Here is a 14660-nt window from a genome sequence, read left to right as displayed (position 1 = left end):
TCCAGATTAATGGATAATGTATCCAAAATGACAGGACATGCAAGACCGCCCTAGGGTTCGTCTGTCCCGCGCTTCGAGGCGATCATTTCCAGAAGCTGTTCCTTGGTCCGGCGAATATGCTGCGCCAAGACCTCGCAGGCTTTGTCCACATTGCCTTCCCGGGCTAGCCGCAACAGATCACGATGTTCCTTTTTTGCGGGTTCGCGCTGTTTCATCACGCTCAGGTGCATCCTGACATAGCGATCCGATTGCAGGTTGACGCGGTCCAGCAATTCGTTGGTCAGCTTCCGCTGTGACGCCGCATAAAGCGCCGAGTGATACTGATAGTTCAATATCCCCCACTTGCCGACGTCATTTTCATCATATGACGCTTCCATCTGCTTGAGGATTTCGTCGCAACGCGCAAATTCCCTTGGGCCCATATTCGGGATGGCCCGGCGGAACAGATCGACTTCGATCAGGATGCGAAGATCGAAAATTTCACCGATTTCGTCGAGGGAATGCTTGGTCACCGAGCCGCCGCGATTGTTGGCCCATTGCACCAGACCTTCGGCATTCAGGCGTTTCAGCGCCTCGCGGATCGGCATGCGAGAGACATCATATTCCTCGGCCAGTGCTTCCTGCCGGATCGTTTCACCCTCGGCGAGTTCGCCGCTCAGGATACGTTCACGCAGATCATTTGCGATGACGTCCGGTAGGCTTTGTTTCGTGATCGCGCGTTTTCCTGCCATTTCCAATATCCCGCCACGGTTTTTTGGATACAATTACCCGTAATCACCAACTTTTCCAAGCCGAACTTGGATTTCGACCCATGTTCGAATCCTGTCCGAGATTTGGAAAAAGCCTGAATCTGATGATGAAACCGTAACGAGGACGCGTATCTTCAGACTTTTCCGTTTTTGAAAAACGTGCCTGCTGACATCAAACACCCCAGGTGTCAGACAGGCGATATCCACCGGGCCATGGATCTGCGGGGTCCAACATGTGCTGATGAATTCCGGTGATCCAACCGCGACCGCTGATTTCAGGAACGATCGCCGCGCGGCCACCGACCTGCGCAGTGTCAATGATCCGCCCGGTGAATCGTGATCCGATGATCGAGACAGCCTCGAAGGTCTGGCCGGGTTTCATCACCCCCTTGGCCGCCATCAGCGCCATGCGCGCGGACACTGCGGTGCCCGTCGGCGAACGGTCGACCTTACCCGGCTGGATTGCCACGGCGGACTTGCCGCTCAGACCGGTTTCCGTTTCATTCAACGGGCCGCAAAAGGCGCAGAACGATATATGATCCCAGTCCGGGTTCTCGGGATGCGAGAATCCAAGCTGCTCATTGGCGGCGTTTGTGATCTTTACCCCCAGCCGGGCTATGTCGCGGGCCTCGTGGTCGACGATTGTGAACCCAAGCGCCTGCGCATCGACGACCACGAAACTGTCACCGCCATAGGCGGTGTCTACCGTGATCGTGCCCAGTCCGGATACCTCAAGCGGGACGGACAGCTTGTCGGCGAAGCTGGGCAGGTTCTGGACAAAGATGCGTTGTGCCTTGCCATCGCGGCATTCCGCACGTACCCGGACCAGCCCACCCGGTGCCTCGAGCACCATGTGGGTTTCCGGCTCGTGCATTGGAATGATCCCACCATCCAGCAACACGGTTGAGACACAGATCGAGTTGGACCCCGACATGGGCGGCGTGTCTTCGGGTTCCATGATGATCCAGGCGGCGTCTGCCTCGGGGTGTTTTGGCGGAACCAGAAGGTTGACATGCCGGAACACACCGCCGCGTGGTTCGTTCAGAACAAAGTTGCGCAGGGTCTGGTCCCGCGCAATGAAGCTTCGCTGTTCCCAGAGAGTGTCGCCCGGCGGTGGGGCGACACCCCCAACGATGACATCTCCAACCTCACCTTCGGCATGGGCCGAGATCACATGTACGGTTTTTCTGCTGCGCATGTTTACCTCAGCTATATTGCGCGACGGGGGCACCCAGCGCTTCGAAGATCGGTGTCACGCCCAGACCCGGACGATCTGCTGCGGTCATCCGGCCATTGACACGCTTTGGCGCGCCTTCGGCGATGTCCACGGTACCATAGGAATTGAAATCGGTGGCCGAGAACGTGAACTCGGACGGTGTCGACCGCGCCAGATGAGCGATGGCGGCGGTGGTGATATCGCCCCCCCAGGTGTCTTCGATGGTCATCGGGATACCATGCGCGACGCACAGATCGCGCATCAGCCTTGCTTTGCTCAAACCTCCTACCTTGGAGATTTTCAGGTTGATCACGTCCATGGCGTCTTCGGCTATGCCGCGGACCAATGTGTTGGGCGTGTCGATGACCTCATCCATCACGAAGGGCAGCGCGGTGCGCCGGCGGATCGACACGCATTCCTCATAGGTCAAACAGGGTTGTTCCACATAGACATCCATGCCCGCGATGGCGCCTACGACACGCGCGGCCTCGTGCCGGGTCCAGCCAGTGTTGGCATCCGCCACCAGCAGGTCGGTCTTTTTCAGAACCGCGCGGGTGGCGTGAATGCGGTCGATGTCGTCATTGGCGTCGCCGCCCACTTTCAGTTGAAACTTCGTATAGCCTTCGGCCGCATAACCTTCGATCTTTTGCGCCATGATTTCCGGTGCTTCCTGGCTGATCGCGCGATACAGCACCACGTCCTGTTGCGCGTCGCCGCCCAACAGGGTGTAAAGGGGTTGCCCGGTCGCCTTGCCCAGCAGATCCCAGCAGGCAATATCAACAGGCGCCTTGGCATAAGGGTGGCCACGCAGGGCTGCATCCATGGTGCGATTGATCTGGCCGATATTCAGCGGATCCTGCCCGATCAGATGTGGCGACAATTCCGCCAGCCCGGCCCTGACGCCCAGGGCAAAGGACGGAAGATAAGCCGATCCCAGCGGGCAGCATTCGGCATACCCCTTGAGACCTTCATCCGTGATGATCTCGAGAACGGTGCTGTCGAAGACCTCGACATAGTTGCCATTGGACCAGCTGTAGCGGCCTTCCTTCAGCGGCAGATCCACCTGATATACGTTCAGTGCAGTGATTTTCATAAGGTGTTCTCCTGATCAGAAGCGTGTGGATGCGAAAGGCTTCATGTCGAGCGCGGGCTTTGTGTTCGTGACCAGATCCGCGACCAGTTCCGCCGTGCCTGCGGATTGCGTCAGACCCAGATGGCCATGTCCGAAGGCGTAAAATACCTGTGGCGCACGCGCCGAGCGGTCGATCAGCGGCAAACTGTCGGGCAGTGACGGCCGAAAGCCCATCCATTGCGTGCCGCCTTCCAAGTTCAGGCCAGGCATGAAGCGCCCGGCCTTTGCCAGAAGCGCGTCGGCGCGTTTGTAATTGGGTGGCAGTTCCAGCCCGCCCAACTCGACCGCGCCACCGATGCGCACGCCGCCGTTGATCCGCGTCACCACAAAGCCGTGGCCACCGAATGTTAGATGGGTGCGCAGATCAAAGGCCCCTTGGGGCAGGGTCGTGTTGTACCCTCGCTCGGTTTCCAGAGGGATGCGATCGCCCAGGGTTTTCGCCAAGTGATGAGACCACGCCCCGGCAGCCACGGTCACCTGTCTTGCATCAATTTCACCGATCGAAGTCGTCAGGCGAACGCCCGCATCCATGGGCGTGAGCGCGCTGATTGTCGCGATTTCGACCTGACCGCCACGGGCGGTGAACCGGGTGGCCAAATGTCTTGTCCAGCTGGCCGGATCGACCGTGTTCATCCAGGTGGGCGTAAAACCCGCATGGGTAAATCGTCGGTCAAGCCCGGGCTGGATTTCCGCAATCGCGTCGGGGCTGTCCAGCAGGTCAAAGGGGATGCCGTGATCCTTGCGCCTGTCCCATGTGGGCAGACTGGCGCGGAATTCACCTTCACCCTCGAACACCTGCAACTGGCCGTCGCGTTGCATCAGCGCTTGGCCGTCGACATCCGCGATCTGGCGTTCCAGCGCCGTGCGGCTGTGATCCATCAAAGCAGCCTGCGCAGACAAGGCCGCAGCATAGCGATCCTGCCAACTGGCCCGCCAGAACCGCAGCATCCACGGCGCGATGTTCAAAGCGTAGGAGGGTGGAATTGAAAGCGGACCCAGCGGATCAAACAGCCATTTCGGAGCCTTGCGCATGATCCCGGGGGTGGCCAATGGCACGATGTCGGTAAAGGCAAAGGCTCCGGCGTTGCCCTTTGACGCCCCGGCTGCAACGCCTTCGCGATCCAGCACCAGCACGCGCCGGCCGCGTTTTTGCAATTCAAGTGCGGTGCTGATGCCGATGATACCGGCACCGATCACAACGATATCCGTCGGGTTGTCTTGCAGCATGGCCAGATCTTCTCAAACTGTGGCTCGGTTCCGGGGGCTGGATTGCGCCAGTCCCCGATAATTTTGTCAAAGAAGGATCCCACCGCGAAACGGATCGTTCTGCGCGAAAATCAATGTGCCCTCGGCCATGATATGCGCCTGCCCGGTCAGGGTCGGAATGACGCCGCCGTTGGGACCGGGCTGATAGCTCAGCCGGTAAGAGCTGCCGATCACGCTTTCCTGCACGATCTCTTGCCCCGGAACCAGAACCCCATCCGCCGCCAGACAGGCCAGACGCGCCGAACTGCCGGTCCCGCACGGCGATCGGTCATATTGATCGTCCGGGCACAGGACGAAATTCCTGCTGTGAACGTCTTTGTCCGGGGATTTGTCCTGCAAGATCACGTGGTCCACCGGTTCCCCGTTCTCGCCACGCACGTTCTGGTCGATGCAGGCTTTGCGAATTGCAATGGTCAGATCGGTGAGGGCACGGATGTTGCCGGGCGTCACGTCCATCGGGCTGGGATCGACAATGAAGAACCAGTTGCCACCATAGGCCAGATCGCCGGTCACTTTTCCATGGCCTTCGACGTCAACCGACACCGAAGCCTTGACCCGGCGGCTTTCGATATTGGTGACGCGCACCGTATTGGCGTCCAACAGGTCAACCGAGATGACGCCGGCCGGCGTTTCGACCCTGTGCGTCCCAAGACCGATCCGGCCCAGATGGGCCAGAGTGACCCCAAGGCCGATGGTGCCATGACCGCACATGCCGAGAACGGCGTCGGCATCGAAATAGATCACGCCGGTTTCGCAGCCGGACGTTTCCGGGGCGACCAGAAGCGCCCCGACCATGCCGGGTTGACCGCGTGGTTCCAGAAGGACCGATTTGTAGAAAGCCTTGTGCTCGGTGGCCAGGCGTTGCGCGCGCTCGGCCAGCGGGCCCGACCCCAGATCAGGGCCGCCGTTCAGGATGACCCGCGTGGGCATGCCTCCGGTATGGCTGTCGATCACATGCATTCAGCGATGACCCCGCCCTGGCTGGACCAGTCGGCAAACCAGGTGCGGAACAGTTTGTATTGCTGTTCGCAATAGTTGCGCTGGGCATCCGTCAGCTCGTCGGTTTCGTTGAAGTGCAAGCGGTATTCCTCTTCACCGTTCAAGACCAGCAGGTGCTTGTAGTACAGCACCAGATCGGTGCCTTCGTCAAAGCTGGCCAGCACGCCAAAGGCTTCTTCAAGCTCGCGCGCGCGCAGGCGCGCTTCGGCGTGGCCCGCCGCCGCTTTCTGACACAGGGCGGCCAGCAGCAATGCTTCTTTGGGCAGGGCGGTGCCGATACCTGTAATCGAGCCCGTGGCGCCGCAGTTGACGAAGCCATGATAAACCTCGGTGTCCACGCCCACCATCAGCGTGACCTGATCATCTTTCGAGGTGATGTGTTCCGCGGCGTAGCGCAGGTCGCCTTTGCCTCCGAATTCCTTGAACCCGACAAGGTTCGGATGATCTGCACGCAATTCCAGGAACAAATCAGCGCGGGTGGCGAAGCCGTAGACGGGGCTGTTGTATATGATGGCCGGGATATCCGGCGCGGCTGACAGGATTGCCTTGAAGTGGTTGCGCTGTGCCGGGATGGACGATCCGCGCGACAGCACACGTGGGATGACCATAAGCCCTGCCGCGCCGACCTTTTGCGCATGTGCAGCTAGCGCCACGGCAGATTTCGAGTTTATCGCACCAGTGCCGACGACGACAGGAAGGCCGGCGTCGATCAGGCGTTCGACACCTTGCATACGTTCGGCATCCGACAGCAACGGCCAGTCGCCCATCGAACCGCAATACACCACGGCCGACATGCCGGCCTCGATCATTTCCTTGCCCTTTTTCACCAGGGCATCGAAGTCCGGGGTCCGGTCGGCTTTGCACGGGGTCATCAGGGCTGGCATGGTGCCGGTGAAGATATTCTTGGACATGAAGGTGATCTTCCTCGTTGTTTCTGGGGGCCAGTGCACTCAGCGCACGTTGGCCAGGAATTTACGGGTGTGTTCGGATTGCGCAGCACCGAATATCTGCCCGGGCGGGCCGATCTCTTCCATCACGCCCTGATGGAAGAAAGCAACCCGGTCCGACACATCGCGTGCGAAACCCATCTCGTGCGTGACACAGATCATGGTCATCCCTTCTTCGGCCAAAAGGCGCATCGTGTCGAGAACCTCGCCCACCAGTTCGGGATCCAACGCTGACGTCGCCTCATCAAACAGCATGTATTCCGGCTCCATCGCCAGCGCGCGGGCGATGGCCAGACGCTGTTGCTGGCCACCCGAAAGGGCAGATGGGTAGACGCCCAGCTTTTCGCCCAGGCCAACATGGGTCAGTTGGCGGGCGGCGATATCGCGGGCTTCTGATTTTGACAGTCCTTTGACGATCTTGGGGGCCAGCGCGACGTTTTCCAATGCGGTCAGGTGAGGAAAGCTGTTCCATTGCTGAAACACCATTCCCAGCTTTGTGCGCAGCTTGTTGATATCGATGCCTTTGGCATGAACATCTGTGCCATCGACCCTGACCGAGCCTTGCTGGATCGGTTCCAGCCCGTTGATGCAATACAGCAGGGTCGATTTGCCGGAGCCCGATGCGCCGATCACCGACAGGACCTCTCCTTTCTGCACATCCAGATCGATGCCCTTCAGCACATGCAGCGCGCCGAAATACTTGTGCAGGTCGCGAATTTCGATCATTGGGCCCACCTTTTTTCAAGAGACGCGGAATAGCGCGAAATCGGATAGCTGAGCGCGAAATAGAACGCGCCCGCGATTGTCAGGATCAGGAAAGGTTCCTGCGTCCGGGTGATCAGGATCTGACTGGCCTTGAGCAGTTCGACATAGCCCAGCACCGAAACCAACGCGCTGTCCTTCATCACTCCCAGTGCGACACCGACCCAGGCCGGGAACACCGCGCGCCCGCCAATCGGGAAGACGACATAGCGCAGATCCTGCCAATAGGTCATGCCCAGACTGCGCGCGGCACGGCGCATCGGCGCACCGACGGCCTCGATCCCTCCGCGTGCGACATTCGCAACCAAAGCGGCCGTGTAGATCGACAGGATCACCACGCCCGAGGCGAAGGGGTCCAGATTGAGCCCGACAATGGGCGCAAAGTTGTAGAACAGCACCAGTTGGATGATCAGCGGGACGGATCGGAAGACATCCAGAAACGGGGCCACTGTCAGGGCTGCGGCCAGCTTGCCCTCGTACAGGATCCACCCGCATACCACGCCAAGAAGCGTTCCGATGGATATCGACAGAACCGAAATCCAGAGTGTCCGCAGGGCAGCTTCGCCCAGGAACCACAGATCATTGATGGTGAAGCCGCTGAAAAAGCTGACAGTGGGTTGCATCTGTGCCTCCTTCAATAGCGGAAAAGCCGGGACGCCAGCAGGCGCGAGGCAAGAAGGATGATTTTGACGATCACGTAATAAATGACCGCGGTGACGGCGAAATATTCAAAGATGCGGAAGGTGCGCGAGGCAAAGAACTGCGTCTCGCCGGACAGCTCGCGGAAACCGACCAGCATGCCCAGCGAGGACATGAGCACGGCCCAGACCATCTGATTGGTGATCGGGTGATAGACGATGCGAAACACCTGCGGGATCACCACGCGTGTGTAAGCCTGCCACGCAGTCATGCCCAGAGAGCGAGAGGCCCGCAACTGCGTCTCGGGGACGGCCTGAAAACCTCCGCGAAAGTTTTCGGCCAGATAGCCGGCGCAATTGAAGGTCAAACCTGCAAGCACGATGAAGTAAGGCGACAGGTGCAGGCCGAATGCGCCAAGCCCGAAGCCGAAAAAGAACAGCTGAAACAGGGCGGGCGTGTTTCGGGCCAGTTCGACCCAGGCCGAGGCGAACCAGCACAGCGGCCCCTTCAGGTGCAGCCGCGTCAGTGCAAGGCACAGGCCGATGAGGATGCCCAGGATCATCGCCAGAACCGCGACTTGCAGAGTCAGCAGCGATGCCTCAAGCAAGTCCGGCAGGCTTTTCATGACCGGCCGCCAGTGGAAGTTGTAATCGAACACAGGTTTTTTCCGAATTGACCGGCTCTTTCGCCCGGCCGAAACCCGACGAAAGAGCACTGGGGGGTGAAATCAGTACATCACGCCGGGGATGCGCAGCTCGGGTGCTTCGCCTCCGACATATTTGCCCCACAGTTCCTGGTACCGGCCCGAGCGCACCTGATGCGTGACAAACAGGTTCAGGAAATTCAGCCAGGTGACGTCCTGTCGTTTGCCCACCACCGAGGTATAGTCGGTCGTCCAGGGCATACGGGGGCCGGCCAGCACCGTTTCATACTGCTGGGTGATCGGCAGAACAGCGGTGTTGGTGGTGATGCCGATATCGGCCTTGCCCTGCGCGACCGCCAGAAACACCTCGTTTTCCGACTGATAGCCCTGATAATTGCCTTCCTCACCCCATTCGGCGGCAATCTTCAGCCATTCCTGTTCCGGCACGGTGCCAATCGCGGCGGCGACGCGTTTGCCGCGGATGTCTTCGAAGGTTTCGATTCCGCTGTCCGCGTTTACGACGCCCTGCGCATAGTAGATTGCATAAGGAATGGTAAAGCCCACGGTCCGCGCCCGTTCAAGGCTGTCCGAGGTTGCGCCGAACACGACGTCGGCGCGCCCGGTCACGATGATCGGCAGGCGTTCGGCCCAGGTCAAAGGCAGGATTTCCGCCTCGACTTCAAGCGCCGCGGCCAGATCATTGCAGTAATCCACGTCAAAACCCGCCGGTTCGTTGTTAGCGTCGCGATACCCGATCGGCGGAAAGTCCAGAACAACGCCGCAGCGAAGAGTACCGCGATCCACGACATCGTCGAGCGTGTCCGCCATCGCAGGACCTGTTGTGAAAGTGGTGAAGGCCGCCAAAGCGACGAGTTTCTTGAGCATGTGATCCTCCCTGAATCAAAGATGCGATCACGAATAAAGGATATTGGATCCAACATCCATAAAAAAATTCCACCGGCAACCGATACGGGCCCGTACCCGGCTAAAGCATGGATCAATTGTTCAAGAAACGCCCTTGGCTGATTGATCGTCTTGGGGGTGGGGCAAGCCGATGATCCAATCGTTCAAAACGTTGTGGAGACGCTTTTTACGCAACATCCGCATGAAGAACCGGTCATTCTGATCCGGTCCGCGTGGCGCAGCTTGAACCGGGCCAGGATGGACGAAGACAACCCCAACACGTTCTGGAACCGTCCGCCAGAAGACTGGGTGCCCGAGGTTCACGGAACCGACCTGCACAAATCCGGACAGGTGCCACAATTCGCTGTCAGACAAAGCGCAGGGAGATTTTCCGTTTCCCGATGCTGCCAATGGCGTTCAGTCTGTTCGGATGACGCCGGTTTCCACCCACGTGTCAAATCGCGACAGAACAGCTTGACAGAAAGCCGCGTCGTTGATGTGAACATCCAGCTCGGTCATCGGCACCCGGCCGGGCATGACCTTGCGCGCCTCGTCCACCATTTCGGCCAGAGCCTCTGGATCATGCGCCTCTTCGCCTTCCCTGTCCCAGGCCTCGACACCCTGAACGGGCAAAAAGAAATGCACCGGCCCGGTTGCGGCTTCCAGCCGGTTGGCGAGTTCCCGAATCCAGGCGCGCCGTTCGGCGCCGTTGAAGACCGAGCTTTTGATCAGGCGGTTGTGTTCGTGGAACGGGCGATCGGCATATTGTTCGGGGATGTCCTGCCAACCCGCAAAATCCAATAGATCCAGCGCACCGGGTGCCACCATCTGGGGCGTCCCAACGCGCCCGGCATTTGTGACCCGGTCATCGCCGCTGGATACGACAGAGCCCGCCATCAGGTTGCCAAATTCCTGCATGCAGAAGTCCATCACGCAGGCAAACGCGCCTTCGCCCGCCAGTTTTTCATAGGCCATGCCGCCCATGCCGGTAGAGTGGAACACGGCCACTTCAAAGCCGCGGTCTTCCAGTGCCGGTTTCAGAATTTTCATGTAGCGCAGGCAGGACGAACCAAGGCTGGTCATCCCGATCAGAGGTTTGCTGCGATCGGGGGCGGTCGCCGCCCTGGCTGCGCCCACGACGGCCCCGGCAGCTTGGCTGAGCGACGATTTGCAGATCGAATTCATGCCATACAGGCCGCCGGCCCACAGGATCATCTGAACATCCGGCGCCAACCGGTGCGGAGGGATCAGAGGCGAGAAGCTGACCGTTGACACGATATATTTGGGAACCCCCATCGGCAAAGCCTGTGCACAATCAAGTGCAAGGTCTGTGCCCATGGTCCCGCCCGTGGCCAGCAACCCGTCAAATCGACCTTCTGAATAGGCCTGTGCAACAACTTTTGCGGCCCCTGCGGACATCACGCGAAAGGCTTTGTTCTCGTCTCCTTGCGCGATGACCTGTTCTATTGTCATGCCACCGGCAGCGGCAACGTCGTGTTTCGAGATATCCGTCGGTTCGGACGGATCACCCAGAACCGATACATCCATGGTCAGCACGTCAGCGCCCTGCGCTCTGACCGCCTTTTCGATGAACCGCATTTCGGGCTCTTTCGTATCATACGTACCAATCAGCAGGATTGTCTTTTCGGCCATCGGTGCCTCCTGTCTAGATGTGCTGTTGAAGGTATTGGGACATCAACGCCCGGGCGGTTTCAATGAACCGCTCATTGCGTAAGCCCGATCCATCTTCGTTCAGTCGGGATGCAACCCATCCCACATAGGTTACGGCGCGCAGTGCCATGAACAGGTCGAGTTGTTGGGTACAGATCGTTCGTTCAGATCGATACCCCGCCAGCAAAGCACCGCGCAGCCGGTTGAAATCAGGTTCGTGCAGGTTCTTGAGAAGCGTCGTTGCGATATCAAACAGGCGAAAACCGAACCCGGCATCGTCGAAGTCAATCAGCCACAGTTTGTCACCGTCAACCATGACGTTTTCGCGGACAAGATCGGCGTGGATCAGTCCGTAATCCAACTGATTTTCCACGCGCCGAAGGTCACGATCTGCGATATCCCGAAACGCCAGGAAAAGGGCCCGGTCCGTTTTTCCAAGCGTTGGGTTTTCCCAGAAACGACCCCAGACAGGGGCGGCTCCAAGCAGCCCGCTGCGATCCCATGACCAACGCACGAAGCCCTGAGGGGGTGCCCATTGGTCGCTGATGTGGTGCAGCCGTGCCATTTCCCGGCCAATTGAACAAAAGACGCCTGTCCGGTCCTGATGCGTCAAAGCCTTTTCGGTCGCACCCAGAGGGCGGCCCGGCAGCCAGTCGAGCATGTCGACCTGAATGCCGTCCACCAGATGCAGATAGCGCCCATCCGCGGCCGCGACGGGCGTTGGAACCCGGACCCCGTTTTTGCCGAGAACGGCCATCCACTGTAGCTCTGACCGGAGTTCGGCATCCGTTCGCAAGCCCTTGCGATGCAGTCTGAGGGCATAGACGGTCTGGCCTGCCTGAACGCGATAGACACGGTTTTCCCGAGCCGCCACGAGAGACGCCTGGCCATCAGCCAGCCCCCAAAGGGACAGCGCATGTTCCACGATCTGCTTCATGCGACCCGTGGCGTTTCCGCCAACACGTCGTCCAGCGTGTCGAAAAGAAGATCCGCGTTTTCGACAGAGAATGTCATGGGCGGGCGAATTTTCAGAGTATTCTTGTGACGCCCAAGCTTGGAGTGAATGATCCCGCGCTGGCGCATGGCGTTGATGATACGGTCAGTGAATTCACCGGCGGGTTCCTTGCTGTCGTGATCAAGGACCATTTCAGCCCCGAATATCAGCCCCGAGCCGCGTATGTCTCCGATGACGTCATACTTTTCTTTCAAAATATTCAGCCGTTTTCGCGCGTGGTCGCCAACGGATCTGGCATGTGCGACCAGGCTCTGGTCTTCGATCTCTTCCAAAACCGCCATCGCAGCGGCACAGGAAACAGGGTTTCCGCCAAACGTGTTGAAGTACCTATATCCCTTGCGGAATGCCGAAATGATCTCGGAACCTGTGACCACGCCGCCCACTGGATGGCCGTTGGCCATGGGTTTGCCCAAGGTCATGACATCCGGCACAACGCCCAACTTCTGATGCGCCCACATGTGGGTGCCGGTTCGGCCAAAGCCTGATTGCACCTCGTCGCAGATCAACAGGCCCCCGGCCTGGCGGACGACCTTGGCCGTGGGTGCCAGCCAACCGTCCGGGTTGTCGGGAAACCCCTCGTTCAGAAAGTAAGGGCAGAGGATCAATGCGGCAAAACCAATGCCGGCCTTTTCGTGTTCCGCAATCTGTTCCGCCACCGCATCGGCGAATTTTGACCCGTCCGGGTCGGGATGGCGATAGCTGTCGGGCGCGCTGACAAAGCGGAAGTACCGGCCCAGACCGAAGCCGACTGTCGGGATGTTCGATCTGCTCAACTGGCTGACCAGCGCGGTATTGCCGTGATAGGTGGCGTCGGTGCCAATGATCCCTCGTTTTCCGGTCATCGCCTCGGCCATTCGCAGAGCAATGTCATTTGCCTCGGAGCCGGTACAGGTGAGGATGGCCGAATCCAGGGATTCGTCCATCGTTCCGGTCAGTTTTTCCACATAGTCCAGAATCCCGTCATGCAGATACCGGGTGTGCGTGTTGAGTGTGCGCGCCTGACGACAGATCGCCTCGACCACGCGCGGGTTGCAATGCCCCACATGAGGCACGTTGTTGTAGCAATCCAGATATTTGCGCCCGTCCGCATCCCACAGCCAGACGCCTTCCCCTTTCACGAAATGAACGGGTTCGTCATAGAAGGTCGATACATTGGGCCCCAGCAACCGGGCCCTGCGTTCAATGAGTTCCGCGGATTTCGCTGAAAGGGTCATGCGGGCGGCCTTTTCTCAGAGTTTTATCCATGCGGTTTTCAGATCGAAGTATTTCTCGATCGCGTGCAGCGATTTGTCGTGCCCGTTTCCGGATTGGCGAACGCCGCCCAGCGGAACGGTCAGGTCGGCACCGCCATATGTATTGACATGCACAACGCCGGCGCGAATGCCGCCCACCATGCGATGCGCGCGGCTGAGGTTCGAGGTCCAGACACCACCGGCCAGCCCATAAACGGTGGCATTGGCAAGGCGCAGCGCTTCGTCTTCGTCCGCAAAGGGTGTGACGGCCAGAACAGGGCCAAAGACCTCATTCTGGAACAGGGTGTCGGTCTCTTTCACGTTGGCCATTACGGTCGGCGCCATGTAATAGCCTCCGGTCTTTGTCAGGATGCGGTTTCCGCCGGTACGGCGCTCGGCGCCTTCGGCCTCGGCCTTGGTGACGAAATCCAGATTGGCCTGAAGCTCTGGCAGGCTGTGGACCGCACCGATCTGGCTGTTCAGATCCAGCGGGTCGCCGACGCGAAAGCCTTCGGCGTGGCGGCTGATCTCGGTCACGAAGTCCTCGTAGATCTCTTGCTGGACCAACAGGCGCGATCCGGCGACGCAGACCTGACCAGAGTTGCGGAAGATGCCCGCCGCGGAAACCTTGGCCGCTTCGGCCAGATCAGGGGCGTCGGCAAAAACGATGTTCGGGGATTTTCCGCCCAGTTCAAGATAGCAGCGTTTCAGGTTCGACCGCGCCGAATACTCCAGCAGCCGCCGCCCGGTTGTACCCGACCCGGTAAACACCATGATGTCAACATCCATCGACAGGGCCAGCGCCTCACCCACGACCGAGCCACGCCCGGTCACGACGTTGAACACCCCATCGGGCACTCCGGCTTCTGCGGCAAGCTCGGCAATCTTGAGCAGGCTGAGTGAGGCGCTTTCGGCAGGTTTCAGCACGATGGAATTGCCGGCGGCCAGTGCCGGTGCAATTTTCCAGCTGCCGATCATCAGTGGGAAGTTCCAGGGCACGATGGTCCCGACAACCCCGACCGGAGCGTTATGCACAAGACCCAGAACGTCACCGCTTGTCGGGGCGATTTGTCCGTAGATCTTGTCGATCGCCTCGGCATAATACCGGAAAGTGGCCGCCGCCGAGAGCGCCTCGGCCTTGTAGGCCATGGTGATTTCGGTTCCGTTGTCGCGCACGCCCAGCACGGCCAGTTCAAGCGCGCGGGCTTCGATCAGGTCGGCCAGCTTCAGAAGCACTTTCTTGCGGCCGGCGGGGGCCATGCGCGACCATCGCCCGTCCTCGAAAGCACCGCGCGCCGCGCGCACGGCCATGTCGACATCGGCCGGTGTGCCTTCGGCGATCAGCGCCAGAGGTTGGCCGTTGATCGGAGACAGAACCTGATGCCGGGCCCCGGTTTCGCCATCCTGACTGCGGCCGTTTATGAAATGCCCGCGCGGAGCAATGTCCTGCGCACGCAGCGCATCAATCGAGGATTGGTCCATGGGG

At 59.6% G+C, this 14660-nt stretch carries 14 protein-coding genes; all 14 read right to left on the bottom strand.

Translation table 11 applies throughout. The features are described from left to right. Positions 1-50: 50 nt before the first annotated feature. On the bottom strand, positions 51-731 hold the full coding sequence (locus ACR0FB_RS13575; RefSeq protein ID WP_171636564.1) for a GntR family transcriptional regulator: 681 nt from the start codon (positions 729-731) through the stop codon (positions 51-53). A 190-nt stretch (positions 732-921) separates the two neighbouring features. Next, positions 922-1947, bottom strand: coding sequence for a trans-3-hydroxy-L-proline dehydratase (locus ACR0FB_RS13570; RefSeq protein ID WP_480620957.1), 1026 nt, complete (start codon positions 1945-1947; stop codon positions 922-924). Between the two features lie 7 nt (positions 1948-1954). Continuing rightward, positions 1955-3058, bottom strand: coding sequence for a cis-3-hydroxy-L-proline dehydratase (locus ACR0FB_RS13565; protein ID WP_480620959.1), 1104 nt, complete (start codon positions 3056-3058; stop codon positions 1955-1957). Positions 3059-3073: 15 nt separating this feature from the next. Then, positions 3074-4324: an NAD(P)/FAD-dependent oxidoreductase gene (locus ACR0FB_RS13560; protein ID WP_480620961.1), complete on the bottom strand. Its 1251-nt coding sequence runs from the start codon at positions 4322-4324 to the stop codon at positions 3074-3076. A gap of 66 nt (positions 4325-4390) precedes the next feature. After that, the gene (locus ACR0FB_RS13555; RefSeq protein WP_171724633.1) at positions 4391-5323 is read right to left on the bottom strand and encodes a 4-hydroxyproline epimerase; all 933 of its coding nucleotides are present in this window, start codon (positions 5321-5323) and stop codon (positions 4391-4393) included. Next, positions 5314-6273, bottom strand: coding sequence for a dihydrodipicolinate synthase family protein (locus tag ACR0FB_RS13550; protein ID WP_171118193.1), 960 nt, complete (start codon positions 6271-6273; stop codon positions 5314-5316). The genes ACR0FB_RS13555 and ACR0FB_RS13550 overlap by 10 nt, the downstream gene beginning before the upstream one ends. Positions 6274-6312: 39 nt before the next feature. After that, complete coding sequence (locus ACR0FB_RS13545; RefSeq protein ID WP_480620963.1) at positions 6313-7035, bottom strand: amino acid ABC transporter ATP-binding protein; 723 nt, start codon at positions 7033-7035, stop codon at positions 6313-6315. After that, on the bottom strand, positions 7032-7694 hold the full coding sequence (locus ACR0FB_RS13540; protein ID WP_171636552.1) for an amino acid ABC transporter permease: 663 nt from the start codon (positions 7692-7694) through the stop codon (positions 7032-7034). Before ACR0FB_RS13540 ends, ACR0FB_RS13545 begins: the two co-directional genes overlap by 4 nt. An 11-nt stretch (positions 7695-7705) precedes the next feature. Next, a complete protein-coding gene (locus ACR0FB_RS13535) occupies positions 7706-8368 on the bottom strand; it encodes an amino acid ABC transporter permease (RefSeq protein WP_171724631.1) in 663 nt (220 codons plus the stop codon). 69 nt (positions 8369-8437) lie between these two features. After that, on the bottom strand, positions 8438-9238 hold the full coding sequence (locus tag ACR0FB_RS13530) for a transporter substrate-binding domain-containing protein (RefSeq protein ID WP_480620965.1): 801 nt from the start codon (positions 9236-9238) through the stop codon (positions 8438-8440). 435 nt (positions 9239-9673) lie between these two features. Continuing rightward, positions 9674-10909, bottom strand: coding sequence for a Tm-1-like ATP-binding domain-containing protein (locus ACR0FB_RS13525; RefSeq protein ID WP_480620967.1), 1236 nt, complete (start codon positions 10907-10909; stop codon positions 9674-9676). Positions 10910-10922: 13 nt separating this feature from the next. Next, entirely contained in the window at positions 10923-11864 is a 942-nt protein-coding gene (locus ACR0FB_RS13520) for a phosphotransferase enzyme family protein (RefSeq protein WP_480620969.1), read from the bottom strand. Continuing rightward, positions 11861-13156 (bottom strand): aspartate aminotransferase family protein, encoded by a 1296-nt coding sequence (locus ACR0FB_RS13515; RefSeq protein WP_171724628.1) that lies wholly within the window; start codon positions 13154-13156, stop codon positions 11861-11863. Before ACR0FB_RS13515 ends, ACR0FB_RS13520 begins: the two co-directional genes overlap by 4 nt. A gap of 15 nt (positions 13157-13171) precedes the next feature. Continuing rightward, complete coding sequence (locus ACR0FB_RS13510) at positions 13172-14656, bottom strand: aldehyde dehydrogenase (protein ID WP_480620972.1); 1485 nt, start codon at positions 14654-14656, stop codon at positions 13172-13174. Positions 14657-14660 lie beyond the last annotated feature (4 nt).

The organism is Ruegeria sp. P10 (genome assembly GCF_056534925.1).
This window is presented reverse-complemented; position numbering and strand designations above follow the sequence as displayed.